The organism is Streptococcus sp. AM28-20, assembly GCF_003603595.1.
In the GTDB taxonomy this organism is placed as follows: Bacteria; Bacillota; Bacilli; order Lactobacillales; family Streptococcaceae; genus Streptococcus; species Streptococcus ilei.
In genome coordinates, this window is the sequence record NZ_QTNK01000001.1 from 451712 (window position 1) to 467912 (window position 16201).

The following is a 16201-nucleotide window of genomic DNA, read 5'->3' on the forward strand; positions in this document are numbered from 1 at the left end:
AGCTCTTTATGATATAATAATAGATGTGTTTATTTTATACAAAAAACTTTGAGATGACAAGGTGATTCAATGGCGATTGATTGGGAAAATTTTTTAGATCCCTATATCCAAGCAGTTGGTGAGTTGAAGATTAAGCTTCGTGGGATAAGAAAGCAGTATCGCAAACAACAAAAGCATTCCCCAATCGAGTTTGTGACCGGTCGTGTGAAGCCGATTGAGAGTATTCTCGAAAAAATGGAACGCAGAAGTATTTCTGAAGAGAACCTGGCTCAAGATATGCAAGATATTGCTGGTCTGAGGATCATGGTTCAATTTGTAGATGACGTAGACGAAGTCCTAGAAGTTCTTCGTAAGCGTCAGGATATGCGCGTGGTGCAAGAAAGAGATTATATTCGTCACAAAAAGTCGAGTGGCTATCGAAGCTACCACGTAGTAGTAGAGTATCCAGTAGATACCATTAATGGCTATGAAACGATTTTGGCAGAGATTCAGATTCGTACTTTGTCTATGAATTTCTGGGCCACCATTGAACACTCATTAAATTACAAATATAAAGGAGATTTTCCGGACGAGATTAAGAAGCGTCTTGAAGTCACCGCGAATTTGGCTTATCAACTCGATGAGGAAATGGGTGCCATTCGTGATGCCATTCAGGAGGCGCAAGCTCTTTTTGATCCAATGCATCGTAAATTAAACGATGGCGTCGGAAATAGTGATGATACAGATGAGGACTACAGGTAAGAAGGTTTCGATTATTCGAAATCGAAAACGCCAGAGCGAAGAGGTTTTTCAACAACTTCGTTATAAATTAAAAAAGAATAATTTTATCTTGACTGAGAAGCATCCGGATATCGTGATCTCTATCGGTGGGGATGGCATGTTGCTTTCGGCTTTTCATAAGTACGAGAGTCAATTGGATCGGGTTCGTTTTGTTGGGGTGCATACGGGGCATCTTGGATTTTATACGGATTATCTAGATGATGAGATTGACAAATTAGTGGAAAATCTTAAGTACGATACGGGTGCCAAGGTGTCTTATCCAATCCTGAATGTCAAAGTGACCTTTGAAAATGGGGATACTAAGATTATGCGAGCCCTTAATGAAGCGACTATCAAACGGAGCGATCGGACGATGGTAGCTGACTTAACCATCAATGGTGTTCATTTTGAGCGCTTCAGAGGGGACGGGATTACCGTTTCGACCCCTACAGGTAGTACGGCTTATAACAAATCTTTGGGAGGAGCTGTTCTTCACCCGACCATCGAAGCACTTCAAATTGCTGAAATCGCTAGTCTGAATAATCGTGTCTATCGAACTTTGGGGTCATCGATTATTGTTCCCAAAAAAGATAAGATTGAAATCACTCCTAGCCGGCCAGGTTTTCACATTCTCTCTGTTGATAATTCAACCTATTCCTATCGAAATATCGCCCATATCGAGTACCAGATTGATAACCACAAGATCAATTTCGTAGCGAGCCCAAGTCATACCAGTTTCTGGAATCGGGTCAAGGATGCTTTTATTGGAGATATTGACGAATGAGGTTCGAGTTTATTGCAGACGAACACGTCAAGGTCAAAACATTCCTGAAGAAGCACCAGGTTTCAAAGGGGTTATTGGCCAAGATCAAGTTTTCTGGAGGCCAGATTTTAGTAAATGGCATTGAACAAAATGCCATTTATCTTCTCGATATAGGAGATAAGGTAACGATTGATATTCCCTCTGAGGAAGGCTATGAAGCCTTGGAGGCCATTGATCGCGATTTGGAAATCTTGTATGAAGACGATCATTTCTTAGTCCTCAACAAACCGGCAGGAGTGGCATCCATTCCTAGCTCTCTTCATTCCAATACCATTGCAAACTTTGTCAAGGGTTACTACGTTCGAAACCAGTATGAAAACCAGCTGGTTCATATTGTCACCCGTTTAGACAAAGATACCAGTGGGATTATGCTCTTTGCTAAACATGGTTATGCCCATGCCCGATTGGATAAACAACTTCAGGCTAAGACCATTCAAAAACGTTACTTTGCATTGGTAAAGGGGACGGGTGAGTTGGCAAGCAAGGGTGACATCATTGCCCCCATTGCGCGTGATGAAGATTCGATCATTACCCGAAAAGTAGCAAAAGGTGGCAAGTATGCTCATACCAGCTACCAAGTTGTCCAGTCTTTCGGTGATATTCATCTGGTGGATATCCAATTGCATACAGGCCGGACCCATCAGATTCGCGTTCATTTTTCTCATATTGGTTATCCGCTTTTGGGAGATGATCTTTATGGTGGTTCCTTAGAAGACGGGATACTTCGACAAGCCTTACATTGCCATTCCTTGGCTTTCTGTCATCCTTTTTTGGAAGAAGAACTCCGAATTGAAAGTTCTTTGCCAGATGATTTTAGCCAGGTCTTAAAACAGTTAACAAATATTTAATTTTTTTCAAAGGAGAAACTCATGGAAGTTTTTGAAAACCTCAAAGCCAACCTGGTTGGTAAGAATGCACGTATTGTATTACCAGAAGGTGAAGAACCACGTATTCTTCAAGCAGCAAAACGAATTGTGAAAGAAACAGACGTAACCCCTGTCTTGCTTGGGAATCCGGATAAGATTGGCATTTACCTTGAAATTGAAGGTGTTTTGGAAGGATACGAAGTCATCGATCCGCATTCTTACTCAGGTTTTGAAGAGATGGTAACTTCCTTAGTTGAACGTCGCAAGGGTAAAATGACAGAAGAAGAAGCACGCCAAATTTTGCTAGATGATGTCAACTACTTTGGTGTCATGTTGGTACATCTTGGAATTGTTGATGGAATGGTGTCAGGTGCGATTCACTCAACAGCAGCAACCGTTCGTCCAGCTCTTCAAATTATCAAAACTCGTCCAAATGTTAAACGGACTTCAGGTGCCTTTATCATGGTTCGCGGATCTGAACGCTACTTGTTTGGGGACTGCGCTATTAATATCAATCCAGATGCTGAAGGCTTGGCTGAAATTGCCATCAACTCTGCTATCACAGCGAAGATGTTTGGGATTGATCCAAAAATCGCCATGTTGAGCTATTCAACAAAAGGTTCAGGTTTTGGTGAAAGTGTTGATAAAGTAGTTGAAGCAACAAAAATCGCTCATGAGCTTCGTCCAGATCTTGAAATTGATGGGGAATTGCAATTTGACGCAGCCTTTGTACCTGAAACAGCAGCATTGAAAGCTCCAGGAAGCAAGGTAGCAGGTCAAGCCAATGTCTTTATCTTCCCTGGTATCGAAGCTGGTAACATTGGTTACAAGATGGCAGAACGTCTTGGTGGCTTTGCGGCGGTAGGTCCGGTCTTGCAAGGATTGAACAAGCCAGTGAACGACCTTTCCCGCGGATGTAATGCAGATGACGTTTACAAGTTGACCTTGATCACAGCGGCTCAAGCTGTTGAACAATAAGAATAATTTAAAGGAGAGTGGGACAGAAATCGGTAATTGGTTAGAATTCAATTTCGTCGTCCCACCTTTGCACAGTTGAGTAGGGCTGTAAAAGCTGATGAAGTCAGCGTAGTAGAGGCCACTCAACCACTGCGTCTTGCTCGACAATCCAAAGAAAATTGAGAGGCTGGGACTTTTGTCCCAGCCTCTTTTTATTGATAAAGTCAGAATTGTAAAAGTAAAAGTCCATTCTGTGGTATACTAGGAATATGATGGATTTAAAAGATTACGGGATTACCATGTGGGAGGAGAAAAAAATTGCTTCTTTCCGAAGAAAAATATTAGCATGGTATGATGCCAATAAACGGGATCTTCCCTGGAGAAGGACGCAGGATCCTTATAAAATTTGGATCTCAGAGATTATGCTCCAGCAGACACGCGTCGATACGGTTATTCCTTATTATGAGCGTTTTCTTGACTGGTTTCCGACGATTGAGGATTTGGCTAAGGCGCCAGAAGAGAAACTCTTGAAAGCTTGGGAAGGTTTGGGTTATTACTCACGGGTTCGCAATATGCAGAAAGCTGCTCAGCAGATGATGGAAGACTACGGAGGTTTATTTCCATCAACCTATGAGGCTATCTCAAAACTTAAGGGAATTGGACCTTATACAGCCGGTGCTATAGCTAGTATTGCTTTTGGCTTGCCAGAACCAGCAGTGGATGGCAATGTCATGCGGGTCCTAGCCCGCTTGTTTGAGGTGGACTATGATATCGGAATCCCGACCAATCGTAAAATTTTTCAAGCCATGATGGAAATCTTAATCGATCCGGACCGTCCTGGCGACTTTAATCAAGCCTTAATGGATTTAGGCTCTGATATCGAATCACCAGTCAATCCAAGGCCGGAGGAGAGTCCTGTTAAGGAATTTAGTGCGGCTTATCAGCATGGAACCATGGATCGTTATCCCATCAAGGCTCCTAAAAAGAAACCAGTGCCAGTTTATTTAACAGCCTTTATTATAAAGGATAGTCAAGGGCGCTATTTGCTGGAGAAAAATGAACGAGAAGGCCTATTATCTGGTTTTTGGCATTTTCCCTTGATTGAAGTGGATAATCTATCGGAGAACTTGGGGCAGTTGTCTCTACTGGATGGAAAGGGGCAAGCAGGAGACCTTCCGGAAATACTTTCCTTTGAACAGGATTATGACTTGGTCATTGATTGGCAAGAGAAATCTTATCCCATCGTCCAGCATGTCTTTTCACATCGCAAATGGCAGGTTCAACTTCGTTACGGCTTGGTAAAAGAAGGAGAGCAGCCAACAAGTGAATCGACTGTTTGGTTAAGACCAGAAGAATTTTCGGCCTATCCTTTTGCCAAACCCCAGCAAAAGATTTGGACGACTTTTACAGAAAACGAAAAATGAGAGTGGGACAGAAATCGGTAATTGGTTAGAATTCTATTTCGTCGTCCCACCTCCGCACAGTTGAGTAGGGCTGTAAAAGCTGATGAAATCAGCGTAGTAGAGCCCACTCAACCACTGAGTCTTGCTCGACAATCCAAAGATAATTAAGAGGCTAGGACTTTTGTCCCAGCCTCAATTTTTTCTTATAGATGAGCGAATGCTTTAATTTCTTCTTCTGACATAGAAGAGTCACAACGAACCGTTACTTCACCTGCTTCGACATGTAAAAATCCTGGTACAGTTGGAATGCCATAGGTTGAACGGAAGGCTTGTAAAGCCTCTAATTGGCTTGGTTCTTCACTATTGATGAAGTAGATATGAGCTTTTGTTTCAGCTACTACAGTTGCTAATTTAGCAGCGAACTTACGGCAATATGGGCAAGTCTTGCGTCCAATAAAGAAGGTTGCTGTTTCTTTTTTGTCGATGGCTTCTTGCGCACGCGCTACAGTGGTTACTTCGAGATCTTTAATATCTACTAAAAATTGTTCCATGAGATTACCTCGCTTTCTTATAAATCTAGTATGCCATAAAGAAAGAAAAAATGCTTAATTTTGATATGAAAAAAGATGAGATAGATTTATCTCATCTTTTCTCTTGCTTATTTTACAAATGCATTGATTTCAGCTTCGATGTTAGCAATCTTAGCTTGTGACTCTTCGTTGCTTTCACCAACAACTGCAATGTAGAACTTAATTTTTGGTTCAGTACCTGAAGGACGAACAGCAATCCATGAACCGTCAGCAAGTGTGTATTTCAATACATCACTTGGAGGAGTCGTCAAGGCTGTTACAGTACCATCAGCGGCAGTAGATGTTTGTGCTTTGAAGTCTTCAGTGATTGAAACGGCTGTTTCGTTAAACTCTTTTGGACCGTTTTCACGGAATTTAGCCATGATCGCTTTGATTTGCTCAGCACCATCGACACCTGAAAGGGTCACAGAAATAGTCTTCTCAGCATAGTAGCCATACTCTTTGTAGATTTCTTCGATACCGTCTGCAAGAGTCAAACCACGAGAGCGGTAGTAGGCTGCAAGCTCAGCAACAACAAGGACAGCTTGGATGGCATCTTTATCACGTACGAATGGTTTGATTAAGTAACCGAAGCTTTCTTCAAATCCCATCATGTATGTGTGATTGTGTTTTTCTTCGAATTCTTGAATCTTTTCAGCGATAAATTTGAAACCAGTCAAGACGTTAAACATGGTTGCGCCGTAGCTTTCAGCAATCTTAGTTACCAAGTCAGTTGATACGATTGATTTGCAGAGTGCTGCATTTTCAGGAAGGGTCCCAGCGTTTTTGTGGGCTTCCAAGATGTACTTAGCCATGATGGCACCGATTTGGTTACCTGAAAGGTTAAGGTAGCTTCCGTCTTTTTGAAGGACTTCAACACCGACACGGTCAGCATCAGGGTCCGTTGCAACAAGAACATCAGCTCCTACTTGGCGACCAAGTTCTTCAGCTAGAGCAAAGGCTGCTTGGCTTTCTGGGTTTGGAGATTTAACAGTAGAGAAGTCTGGATCTGGAGTTGCTTGAGCTTCAACAACTTGAACAGAATCAAATCCTGCTTGAGCAAGAGCACGACGAGCTAACATTTCACCAGTACCGTGAAGTGGAGTGTAGACAATCTTCATGTCTTTACCGAATTCTTCAATCAAGGCAGGATTGATGTTCACGTCTTTGACTTCTTTGAGGTATTCAGCATCAATCGCTTCACCAATAACTTCGATCAAACCAGAGGCTTTTTCTGCTTCAACATCAGCGACTTCCACAGCAAATGGATTTTCGATCGCACGAATATAGGTTGTCAAAGCATCTGCATCATGTGGAGGCATTTGGCCACCATCTTCACCGTAAACCTTGTATCCATTGAATGGAGCTGGGTTGTGGCTAGCAGTAATCATGATACCAGCAAAACAGTTGAGGTGACGAACCGCGAATGAAAGTTCTGGAGTTGGACGGAGACTTTCAAAAACATAAGATTTAATACCGTGTTTTGCAAGAACTGCTGCTGATTCAAAGGCAAATTCTGGAGAGAAGTGACGGCTATCGTAGGCGATGGCTACACCACGTTCTTTTTCATTTCCACCTTTAGATTCGATCAAACGAGCCAAACCTTCAGTTGCTTGACGAACAACGTAGATATTAATACGGTTAGTCCCAGCACCAATCAATCCGCGCATACCAGCAGTACCGAATTCAAGGTTTGTGTAGAAGGCATCTTCTTTTGTTTTTTCATCCATGTTTTCCAAATCACGACGAAGGTAATCTGGTAGGTCAGCAAAATCAGCCCATTTTTGGAAGTTTTCTTGATAAGTCATGCAAGCGTCTCCTTTTTAATATATAATTAATCGCTTACATTATAGCAAATTTTTTCAGAAAATTCTAGCGATAATTGTAAATCTTTTCAAAAATAAAGAGGGAATATTGGATAGAAAAAAGGCTGGGAAAAAAGTCCTAGCCTCTCAATTATCTTTGGATTGTCGAGCAAGACGCAGTGGTTGAGTGAGCTCTACTACGCTGATTTCATCAGCTTTTATAGCCCTACTCAACTTTGCGGAGGTGGGACGACGAAATCGAATTCTAACGAATGACCGATTTCTGTGCCACTCTCAACCTTTTATTTTAATTTTTCAAGGGCTGGGACAACGGCACTAGTGATCAGAACCGTTGCAATAACTTCGATGAGTGAGTTAGTAGACACAATCAAGGCGAGAAAATCGTTGATTCCACCTTTGAATTGACTACCAAAAAAGAGGTAAATCCCGCTTAAAACAAAAACGGTATTGGTCATAGATCCGACAATGCCGGCTGTTATTAACCCAGTACGATTGCGCATTAATTTATAGATATAGTAAGGTGTTATTCCGATCAAGATACGTGGAACTATTGCAATGAGGAGGGAATAGAAGTTTCCGTTTGGTACAAAGGGACTAAATAGATAGCTTGCTGGGGTTAAAACAAGAGTATTCATCGTTAAACTAAAGAGTCCCATAAGCAATCCTAAAGTAGCCCCGATTCGTGGTCCGTAAATGATAGACGCGATCACAACAGGAATATGAACCAAGGTTGGCTGAATACCTGATGGTACAAAATGTAAGATGAAGGAAGTGGTAAAATGGATGGTAATCATTACCGCGAAAAATATAGCAACGCGTGAAATGGATGAGGATTTTTTCATGAAAGCGACTCCTGTATAGTAGTTAGAATGGTTTCGATGGAAGCTAGAGCTCCAGCCCCTTGATCGCCACAAGCCAGAGTAGCATAGCGAGGTTGAATAATCTGATAGCCGTAGTCTTGTAAGAGTTTTAGATTTCGTTGGGTAGCTGGGTGTTCCAGCATTTTCGTATTCATAGCGGGGGCTAGGATTTTTTTAGTTACTTGAGGCAAGGCTAGAGCTGTGCTCGTCACTATATTATCTGCTAACCCCATGGCAAGTTTGGCAATCGTATTGGCACTAGCCGGTGCTACAAGAAAGAGGTCCGTTTCTTTCCCGATATCGATGTGTTCAATCCGCTGTGGATCCTCTTCAATCATGACATCTAGACCGACTGGATTTTTTGAAAGAACCTGAAGGGTTAGAGGAGTGATAAAAGCTGTAGCTGCAGGTGTCATGAGAACCTTCACCTGATGCCCGAGCTTGGTTAATTGACTGGTGATGTCAGCTGCCTTATATGCAGAAATACTTCCTGTAACAGCTAGTAGAATATTGGCCATAGGTTTATCCTTTGTTTGTAATGTGATGGAAAATTTTTTGAGCAATATCCAATTTCGTTTCGGCTATTTGAACAGCATCTTTAGTAACTAAGTATGCTCGATGCTTCCCGTCTTGAATTTCGCTCAAGTCATTGGCTACAATCATTTCTGCCTGATTTTTTTTGAGGCTAGCACGAGCAACTGATAGCAGTTGATCCTGGGATACATCAACCAGCAGTTTAAATCCAATTAAACGAATGTCTGGATTCCAGGCTTTCACCAAGGAAATCAACTTAGGATTTTTCTTCAAAAAGAGAACTTGGTAATCTTCCTCCGATGAAATCTTCGATTCCTGATTGGTTTGATGGAGAAATTGCTCTAAATTAGGAGCTTCTTTTACAGCCTGAAAACCTGTCATATAGACTGGACTGTAGTCGGAGACAGCCATGGAATGAATAAGGACCTGATGAGTTGGAGTTTCTTTCTCAAGAACTGTTTGAAGTTCAGCGACATCTTTGATGATCACTTTTGTTAAACGAGGGTGTGCATTCGGTTGAACCGCAGTTGAGGTGGTCACCAGAGTCACAGAAAATCCTGCCTCTAAAAATTTTTCGGAAATGATTTTTCCAAGTTGACCAGTGGAATGGTTGGTAATCGAACGAACCTGATCAATTTTTTCACTCGTTCCACCAGAAGTAATCAAAATATTCATAGGCTTATTTTACAAGAATTTTATATTTTAGTAAAGCCAAGAACATGGGTCTTGCGTCTGTTTTTTAGGCGAAACGGAAGTAATGGGAGAGGAATTGGGGACTCATAGTTATTTCGTATAGAGGGCTATAAGAAATTAGAATAAAGGCCGAAAAGGTTCATTTTAAAGGCAAATACCGAACGAACGGGGAAAGTTTGACATTTAAAATATATATCCTTGTGAAATTTCTGTATAATAGGATTATTAAATAGTGAGGAGATTAAGATGAAGACAGATATCGAGATTGCACAAAGTATTGAATTGAAACCAATCACAGATGTGGTAGAAAAATTGGGGATTCATTTCGATGACTTAGAACTCTATGGAAAGTACAAGGCAAAATTAACCTTTGATAAGATTCAAGCCGTTCAGAAGGAAGAACCAGGAAAACTCATCTTGGTGACAGCTATTAACCCAACTCCAGCTGGAGAAGGAAAATCTACTATCACTATTGGATTGGCAGATGCCTTAAATAAGATTGGTAAACAAACCATGATTGCCATCCGCGAACCATCTTTAGGTCCTGTTATGGGTATTAAAGGGGGAGCAGCTGGTGGAGGCTATGCCCAAGTTCTCCCTATGGAGGATATTAATCTTCATTTCACGGGTGACATGCATGCCATTACGACAGCAAACAATGCTCTTTCAGCTTTGATTGATAATCATTTGCATCAAGGAAATGAGCTAGGCATCGACCAACGCCGGATTATCTGGAAGCGGGTAGTGGACTTGAATGACCGTGCTTTGCGGAATGTTTCTATCGGTCTCGGAGGCCCTCTTAATGGGATTCCTCGTGAAGATGGGTTTGATATCACCGTTGCTTCTGAGATTATGGCCATTCTTTGTTTGGCGACAGATATTGAAGACTTGAAACGCCGTTTGGCTAATATTGTCATCGGCTACCGCTATGATCGTAGTCCAGTTTATGTCCGCGATTTAGAAGTAGAAGGGGCTCTTGCTTTAATCCTGAAAGATGCCATCAAGCCAAACTTGGTTCAAACCATCTATGGAACTCCAGCCTTCGTTCATGGTGGACCTTTTGCAAATATTGCCCATGGATGTAACTCTGTTTTGGCTACCTCAACCGCTCTTCGTTTAGCCGATTACGTGGTGACAGAGGCAGGCTTTGGGGCAGATTTAGGAGCTGAAAAGTTCTTAGATATCAAAACACCAAATCTCCCAGCCAGTCCATCTGCTGTAGTGATTGTCGCAACGATTCGAGCTTTGAAGATGAATGGTGGAGTTGCCAAAGATGCTCTTTCTGAGGAAAACGTTGAGGCTGTTCGTTCAGGTTTTTCTAACTTGGAACGCCATGTTGAAAATATGCGCAAATTTGGTGTTCCTGTAGCGGTTGCCATTAATGAATTTGTAACGGATACAGAAGCTGAAATTGCAACTCTTAAAGAACTTTGTGCTTCTATTCAAGTTCCTGTTGAATTGGCTAGCGTTTGGGCTGATGGAGCTGATGGAGGAGTAGCCCTAGCAGAAACCGTGGTGGCGACCCTTGAAACAAGTCCAGCTAGCTACACTCGTCTTTATGATAATGATCTTTCTATTGAAGAGAAAATTACCAAGATTGCTAAGGAAATTTACCGGGCAGACAATGTTGTCTTTGAGAAAAAAGCCAAAACTCAGATTGCTCAGATTGTAAAAAATGGCTGGGACAAGTTGCCCGTTTGTATGGCCAAGACACAATATAGTTTTTCAGATGATCCAAGTCTCCTTGGGGCACCTTCTGGATTTGACATTACTATTCGCGAATTGGTGCCTAAGACTGGTGCAGGCTTCGTCGTTGCTCTAACTGGTGAAGTGATGACCATGCCTGGACTACCAAAACGTCCTGCTGCTTTGAACATGGATGTGGCAGAAGATGGGACAGCCTTGGGCTTATTCTAATAAAAGTATATGAGAGTGGGACAAAAGTCCTAGCCTCTCAATTGTCTTTGGATTGTCGAGCAAGACGCAGTGGTTGAGTGGGCTCTACTACGCTGATTACATCAGCTATTACAGCCCTACTCAACTGTGCGGAGGTGGGACGACGAAATCGAATTCTAACGAATTACCGATTTCTGTCCCACTCTCATTTTTATATTTTCGAGGTATAATAGAGAGATAGAAAGCGAGAAGACTATGTTGAAGATACGACCAGTCACCTTAGCGGATGCTCCTGAACTTGTCAGAATTTATGCCCCTTATGTTAAGAAAATAGCCATCACTTTTGAATATGATGTTCCGACGACGGAGGAATTTGAAGGGCGTATCGAAAAGACCCTTCAACGTTTTCCCTACCTAGTAGCTGAAGAAAATGGTCAAGTACTTGCTTATGCCTATGCTTCAACCTATTATGATCGATCAGCCTATGACTGGGCTGTAGAAGTATCCGTCTACGTGGACGAACATTATCTTGGGCAAGGACTGGGTTCTCGTTTGTATGAGACCTTAGAGACGGAGCTGGAAGCGCGTGGCTATTTACGCTTCTTAGCTTGCATCGCCTTGCCAAATTCAGCTAGTATTGCCCTGCATGAAAAACGAGGCTATGTGAAAGTTGCTCATTTTCCTAAAATTGGCTATAAATTTGACAAGTGGCATGATATCATCTGGATGCAAAAGACAATCGAAGGGCCTGTGAAATCCCTAATGTAATAATGCAGATGAATCGTGGCTTTCCTCTATTTCTCTTAAGCTTTTTGAGAGGAATTCTAAAACGAGCCTCTTGACAGCTCATGCAATGTCGTGGTAGACTAGTTTCATGCGATGAGTCGATTGGCTCTTAGGAGCCTTTTGCGCTGAGGAGGTCTACATTCAATTGTAACGCAGGAGCGGACCTTGAACAGTTGTGTGAACCGACTGTTCTCATCGAAAGATGCCTCGAATCCCTTACCATTTGGTAGGGGATTTTTTTGTAGAAATTCACTGCTATCAAATACATATATTTGTTTGCCTCTTGTGGTTGCTGGTGGTATAATGATGGAAATAGATGTATTCATTTGTGTTTGAAAGGAGATGGTTATAGTGTATGATCAAAACAGTCCAAACAACAAGTGGTCACAAGAAACTTTCCAACGTATCAGTGAACTGGAGAGATTAGAACAATATCAGGCTAAGTTGTTCATCATGAAGGAACAAATGAAGAATAATCTTCATTGGAGAAACGCTACTATGCTTGGTATTATTTTAGCTATACTATCTTTCCCACTTTTTGGATTGCGAGCCTTTGTTATCATTCTTCTTGCAGGGGTGTTCTATTATTTACCAGCCTACCAAAAAAGAAAGTCTTTATTCAGAGGTCAGGTTCGATCCAATGACGAGATTTATATTACAGATTTTCTTTGTCCTATTTTGAAAGAAGTTTTTCCTAAAGCAGAGCTAACTTTGACAGCTAACTACCCTATAAATGTCTTGGATGTCTTTAGTCCGAGATCGACTAAGTTTAATCTCTTTAATCAACTGTCCTTTCATGATGAAAAGAATCTCGTAGTAGCCAATCTCTATGCTTACCACATTGAGACGCGAACCAAGAGAGACTCTAACGGGGAAACTCATACGGTCAACGAAGAAGTTGAAGATTTTTCTGGTCAGATTTTTTCTTTAAAAGCTCCAATCTCATTTCCAGGGCACTTGAGAGTTGTTCCAACCAAGAAATCTTTGTTTTTAAAAAGAGAACTAAAAGGAGACTATCCGGGTGCTGGACCTAATGAAGTCCAAATTGAAACAGAAGATATCCAAAACAATGAAAACTACAATATCTATTGTACTGATGAACTGGCTGCACGAAAATTCTTAAAACCTAAGATCCTAGAATGGTTTGATCAGCAAATTTCTCAGAATGCTATGTGTGTGTATTTAGTACAAGACACACTCTACATTTCCTTATATACTGATCGATACCTTTTCCCAACCCCAAATAGAAAAGACACAATCGAAAGTCTTTCGATTGCTGCAGAGTATCAAAAACTCTGTAGAGAGATTGATCTCATTGATGAATTAACTAATATATTTAAAGGAGAATAACTATGTCAGGTTTAATGATTGCCCTTGTTGTATTTGCTCTTGTCATTTTCTTGTGGTTTATCGGTGAAAGCAACCGTTTGAACCGTTATCAGGTCATGATTGAAGAATCAAAAAGAACGGTCGATATCACTCTGGTGAAACGCTACGAAACCATTTCGGAAATGTTGAATGCTGCTAAGGCTTATGCCAAACATGAGGAGAAAGTCTTTAGCGAATTGGTAGCACTTCGCCAAGGTGCTTCTATTCAAGAATCCAACCAAGTTATTGCCAATCAAAATGATGTTTTGGCACAAATCCGAGCAGTGGGTGAGAATTATCCGGAGCTCTTGTCTTCAAACCAATTCTTGGCCTTACAAAAAGAAATTGCCGACGAAAATGAAGATTTGGCAGCGTCTAAACGAATTGTCAATAGCAATATTAGTCAAATCAACCAAGCCATTGTAACCTTCCCAACATCTGTTGTTGCAGGGATCAAAGGCTTGTCACAAGTTCCATTTTTATTGGAAGACACGCAAGGGAAGAAGGACTTGAGTGATTTGGATTATGAGATCCATTAATTTTTATTAAAAGCTTTCATATCTTTAAAAACGATCCCGGTCTTAGATCGGGATTTTTTTTTAGAAATGAAAATACGCTTTTCATTTACTGGGAAAAATAGTATAATAGATGAAATTCACAAATTTTTAGAAAATTCCGAAAGAGGTTTTATTATGGGATATACAGTTGCTGTTGTCGGTGCGACAGGTGCCGTTGGTGCTCAAATGATCAAGATGTTGGAAGAATCGACACTTCCAATCGATAAAATTCGCTACTTGGCGTCTGCTCGTTCAGCTGGTAAGGTATTGAAATTTAAGGATCTAGACATTACGATTGAAGAAACAACGGAGAACGCTTTTGAAGGCGTAGATATCGCTCTCTTCTCTGCTGGTGGTTCAACTTCTGCAAAATACGCACCATATGCTGTGAAAGCAGGAGCTGTCGTGGTCGACAATACGTCTTACTTCCGTCAAAACCCAGATGTGCCATTGGTTGTTCCAGAGGTGAATGCTCATGCCCTTGATGCCCATAACGGAATCATTGCCTGCCCTAACTGTTCAACGATCCAAATGATGGTAGCTCTTGAGCCTGTTCGTCAGAAATGGGGCTTGGACCGTATCATCGTATCGACTTACCAAGCTGTCTCTGGTGCAGGTATGGGTGCTATTCTTGAAACACAACGTGAACTTCGAGAAGTTTTGAATGATGGAGTGGATCCGCGTGATTTGCATGCGGAAATCTTACCATCAGGTGGCGATAAGAAACATTATCCAATCGCATTTAATGCTCTTCCTCAAATTGACGTCTTCACTGATAATGACTACACATATGAAGAAATGAAGATGACAAACGAAACCAAGAAAATCATGGAAGATGATAGCATTGCAGTTTCGGCAACGTGTGTACGTATTCCGGTCTTGTCAGCTCACTCAGAGTCAGTTTACATTGAGACCAAAGAAGTAGCTCCAATTGAAGAAGTAAAAGCGGCCATTGCGGCCTTCCCAGGCGCAGTACTGGAAGATGATGTTGCTCATCAAGTATACCCACAAGCTATTAATGCTGTTGGTTCTCGTGATACCTTTGTTGGTCGTATCCGTAAGGACTTGGATGCTGAAAAAGGGATCCATATGTGGGTAGTTTCTGATAACCTTCTTAAAGGAGCAGCCTGGAACTCTGTTCAAATCGCAGAAACTCTTCATGAGCGTGGATTGGTGCGCCCAACAGCTGACTTGAAGTTTGAATTGAAATGATTCTATAACTGAATAAATCGTAATGGGGACAGTGACCAACTTTTGGTGCTGTCCCTCTTCCCTATGATTGAATCAAGAAGGAGGATCTATGTCTTATCAAGATTTAAAAGATTGTAAAATGATTACCGCCTTTATCACCCCTTTTCACGAAGATGGCTCGATCAACTTTGAAGCTATTCCTCCTTTGATTGAGCACCTCTTAGCTCACCATACGGACGGAATTCTTTTAGCTGGTACCACGGCCGAAAGTCCGACACTGACACACGATGAAGAATTAGAACTCTTTGCAGCGGTTCAAAAGGTGGTGAACGGACGGGTTCCTTTGATTGCTGGTGTCGGGACCAATGAAACCCGAGATTCTATTGAGTTTGTAAAGGAAGTAGATCAGTTTGGAGGTTTTGCTGCTGGGTTAGCTATCGTCCCTTACTACAACAAACCTTCTCAAGAAGGAATGTATCAGCATTTTAAAGCTATTGCAGACGCTTCTAACTTGCCAATTATTATCTATAACATCCCAGGGCGCGTGGTTGTAGAAATGACACCAGAAACCATGCTCCGTTTGGCCGAACATCCAAATATCATCGGGGTCAAAGAATGTACGACTCTTGCCAATATGGCTTATTTAATTGAGCATAAGCCAGAAGAGTTCCTCATTTATACGGGAGAGGATGGAGATGCTTTCCACGCCATGAACTTAGGGGCAGACGGTGTCATTTCAGTAGCTTCCCATACCAATGGGGATGAAATGCACGAAATGTTCCAAGCGATTGAGCACAATGATATTAAAAAGGCAGCGGCTATTCAGCGCCAATTTATCCCTAAAGTTAATGCTCTCTTTTCTTATCCAAGTCCAGCACCAGTTAAAGCAGTCTTGAACTATATGGGCTTTGAAGCAGGGCCTACTCGTTTACCATTAGTTCCAGCCCCTGCTGAGGAAGCGAAGCGCATCATCAAGGTTGTAGTGGATGGGGATTACCACGCATCGAAAGAAATCATCACGGGAGTTCTTCGTCCGGATTATTGATATTTTAGATTCTTGACAAATCTCCTATTTATTAAGATAATAGAAGTATATTGAAGACCAAGGAGAAA

General features: G+C 41.6%; 16 protein-coding genes. 11 read left to right on the top strand and 5 right to left on the bottom strand.

Translation table 11 applies throughout. The features are described 5' to 3' along the window. Positions 1 to 69: 69 nt before the first annotated feature. The 5 genes from DW738_RS02360 (at position 70) to mutY (ending at position 4829) form a co-directional block, all read left to right on the top strand. Entirely contained in the window at positions 70 to 741 is a 672-nt protein-coding gene (locus tag DW738_RS02360; protein WP_048690012.1) for a GTP pyrophosphokinase family protein, read from the top strand. Next, on the top strand, positions 725 to 1543 hold the full coding sequence (locus DW738_RS02365) for an NAD kinase (protein WP_006597238.1): 819 nt from the start codon (positions 725 to 727) through the stop codon (positions 1541 to 1543). Before DW738_RS02360 ends, DW738_RS02365 begins: the two co-directional genes overlap by 17 nt. Beyond that, positions 1540 to 2430, top strand: coding sequence for an RluA family pseudouridine synthase (locus tag DW738_RS02370; RefSeq protein ID WP_123159216.1), 891 nt, complete (start codon positions 1540 to 1542; stop codon positions 2428 to 2430). Before DW738_RS02365 ends, DW738_RS02370 begins: the two co-directional genes overlap by 4 nt. Positions 2431 to 2451: 21 nt before the next feature. Further along, positions 2452 to 3426, top strand: coding sequence for a phosphate acetyltransferase (gene pta / locus DW738_RS02375; protein ID WP_117744223.1), 975 nt, complete (start codon positions 2452 to 2454; stop codon positions 3424 to 3426). A 248-nt stretch (positions 3427 to 3674) separates the two neighbouring features. Continuing rightward, a complete protein-coding gene (mutY, locus tag DW738_RS02380; protein WP_042507452.1) occupies positions 3675 to 4829 on the top strand; it encodes an A/G-specific adenine glycosylase in 1155 nt (384 codons plus the stop codon). Positions 4830 to 5011: 182 nt separating this feature from the next. Here the strand turns inward: mutY and DW738_RS02390 are convergent, their stop codons facing one another. From DW738_RS02390 to DW738_RS02415, 5 genes are all read right to left on the bottom strand, one after another. After that, complete coding sequence (locus DW738_RS02390; RefSeq protein WP_023026789.1) at positions 5012 to 5359, bottom strand: thiol reductase thioredoxin; 348 nt, start codon at positions 5357 to 5359, stop codon at positions 5012 to 5014. A 107-nt stretch (positions 5360 to 5466) separates the two neighbouring features. Then, positions 5467 to 7185, bottom strand: a complete 1719-nt coding sequence (locus tag DW738_RS02395) for a phospho-sugar mutase (protein WP_117744224.1) — start codon at positions 7183 to 7185, stop codon at positions 5467 to 5469. A gap of 299 nt (positions 7186 to 7484) precedes the next feature. Beyond that, positions 7485 to 8045: an ECF transporter S component gene (locus DW738_RS02405; RefSeq protein ID WP_123160217.1), complete on the bottom strand. Its 561-nt coding sequence runs from the start codon at positions 8043 to 8045 to the stop codon at positions 7485 to 7487. Beyond that, positions 8042 to 8581, bottom strand: coding sequence for a phosphopantothenoylcysteine decarboxylase (gene coaC, locus DW738_RS02410; RefSeq protein WP_123160218.1), 540 nt, complete (start codon positions 8579 to 8581; stop codon positions 8042 to 8044). Before coaC ends, DW738_RS02405 begins: the two co-directional genes overlap by 4 nt. A gap of 4 nt (positions 8582 to 8585) precedes the next feature. Continuing rightward, positions 8586 to 9272: a phosphopantothenate--cysteine ligase gene (locus DW738_RS02415; RefSeq protein ID WP_123160219.1), complete on the bottom strand. Its 687-nt coding sequence runs from the start codon at positions 9270 to 9272 to the stop codon at positions 8586 to 8588. A gap of 264 nt (positions 9273 to 9536) precedes the next feature. Between DW738_RS02415 and DW738_RS02420 the strand changes: the two genes are divergently transcribed. From DW738_RS02420 to dapA, 6 genes are all read left to right on the top strand, one after another. After that, positions 9537 to 11207 (top strand): formate--tetrahydrofolate ligase, encoded by a 1671-nt coding sequence (locus tag DW738_RS02420; protein ID WP_123160220.1) that lies wholly within the window; start codon positions 9537 to 9539, stop codon positions 11205 to 11207. Positions 11208 to 11441: 234 nt separating this feature from the next. Beyond that, positions 11442 to 11954: a GNAT family N-acetyltransferase gene (locus DW738_RS02430; protein ID WP_123160221.1), complete on the top strand. Its 513-nt coding sequence runs from the start codon at positions 11442 to 11444 to the stop codon at positions 11952 to 11954. Between the two features lie 360 nt (positions 11955 to 12314). Beyond that, positions 12315 to 13322, top strand: coding sequence for a DUF3137 domain-containing protein (locus DW738_RS02435; protein ID WP_123160222.1), 1008 nt, complete (start codon positions 12315 to 12317; stop codon positions 13320 to 13322). 2 nt (positions 13323 to 13324) lie between these two features. Further along, positions 13325 to 13879 (top strand): LemA family protein, encoded by a 555-nt coding sequence (locus DW738_RS02440; RefSeq protein WP_123160223.1) that lies wholly within the window; start codon positions 13325 to 13327, stop codon positions 13877 to 13879. A 153-nt stretch (positions 13880 to 14032) separates the two neighbouring features. Next, complete coding sequence (locus DW738_RS02445) at positions 14033 to 15109, top strand: aspartate-semialdehyde dehydrogenase (protein WP_023026798.1); 1077 nt, start codon at positions 14033 to 14035, stop codon at positions 15107 to 15109. Positions 15110 to 15197: 88 nt separating this feature from the next. Next, positions 15198 to 16133 (top strand): 4-hydroxy-tetrahydrodipicolinate synthase, encoded by a 936-nt coding sequence (gene dapA / locus DW738_RS02450; RefSeq protein ID WP_123160224.1) that lies wholly within the window; start codon positions 15198 to 15200, stop codon positions 16131 to 16133. The last annotated feature ends 68 nt before the right edge of the window (positions 16134 to 16201 follow it).

What these genes read in the sequence shown, in the direction of transcription:
- DW738_RS02360 (WP_048690012.1), top strand. Translation starts at nt 70, where the DNA reads ATGGCGATTGATTGGGAAAATTTTTTAGATCCCTATATCCAAGCAGTT.
- DW738_RS02365 (WP_006597238.1), top strand. Translation starts at nt 725, where the DNA reads ATGAGGACTACAGGTAAGAAGGTTTCGATTATTCGAAATCGAAAACGC.
- DW738_RS02370 (WP_123159216.1), top strand. Translation starts at nt 1,540, where the DNA reads ATGAGGTTCGAGTTTATTGCAGACGAACACGTCAAGGTCAAAACATTC.
- pta (WP_117744223.1), top strand. Translation starts at nt 2,452, where the DNA reads ATGGAAGTTTTTGAAAACCTCAAAGCCAACCTGGTTGGTAAGAATGCA.
- mutY (WP_042507452.1), top strand. Translation starts at nt 3,675, where the DNA reads ATGATGGATTTAAAAGATTACGGGATTACCATGTGGGAGGAGAAAAAA.
- DW738_RS02390 (WP_023026789.1), bottom strand. Translation starts at nt 5,359, where the DNA reads ATGGAACAATTTTTAGTAGATATTAAAGATCTCGAAGTAACCACTGTA.
- DW738_RS02395 (WP_117744224.1), bottom strand. Translation starts at nt 7,185, where the DNA reads ATGACTTATCAAGAAAACTTCCAAAAATGGGCTGATTTTGCTGACCTA.
- DW738_RS02405 (WP_123160217.1), bottom strand. Translation starts at nt 8,045, where the DNA reads ATGAAAAAATCCTCATCCATTTCACGCGTTGCTATATTTTTCGCGGTA.
- coaC (WP_123160218.1), bottom strand. Translation starts at nt 8,581, where the DNA reads ATGGCCAATATTCTACTAGCTGTTACAGGAAGTATTTCTGCATATAAG.
- DW738_RS02415 (WP_123160219.1), bottom strand. Translation starts at nt 9,272, where the DNA reads ATGAATATTTTGATTACTTCTGGTGGAACGAGTGAAAAAATTGATCAG.
- DW738_RS02420 (WP_123160220.1), top strand. Translation starts at nt 9,537, where the DNA reads ATGAAGACAGATATCGAGATTGCACAAAGTATTGAATTGAAACCAATC.
- DW738_RS02430 (WP_123160221.1), top strand. Translation starts at nt 11,442, where the DNA reads ATGTTGAAGATACGACCAGTCACCTTAGCGGATGCTCCTGAACTTGTC.
- DW738_RS02435 (WP_123160222.1), top strand. Translation starts at nt 12,315, where the DNA reads ATGGTTATAGTGTATGATCAAAACAGTCCAAACAACAAGTGGTCACAA.
- DW738_RS02440 (WP_123160223.1), top strand. Translation starts at nt 13,325, where the DNA reads ATGTCAGGTTTAATGATTGCCCTTGTTGTATTTGCTCTTGTCATTTTC.
- DW738_RS02445 (WP_023026798.1), top strand. Translation starts at nt 14,033, where the DNA reads ATGGGATATACAGTTGCTGTTGTCGGTGCGACAGGTGCCGTTGGTGCT.
- dapA (WP_123160224.1), top strand. Translation starts at nt 15,198, where the DNA reads ATGTCTTATCAAGATTTAAAAGATTGTAAAATGATTACCGCCTTTATC.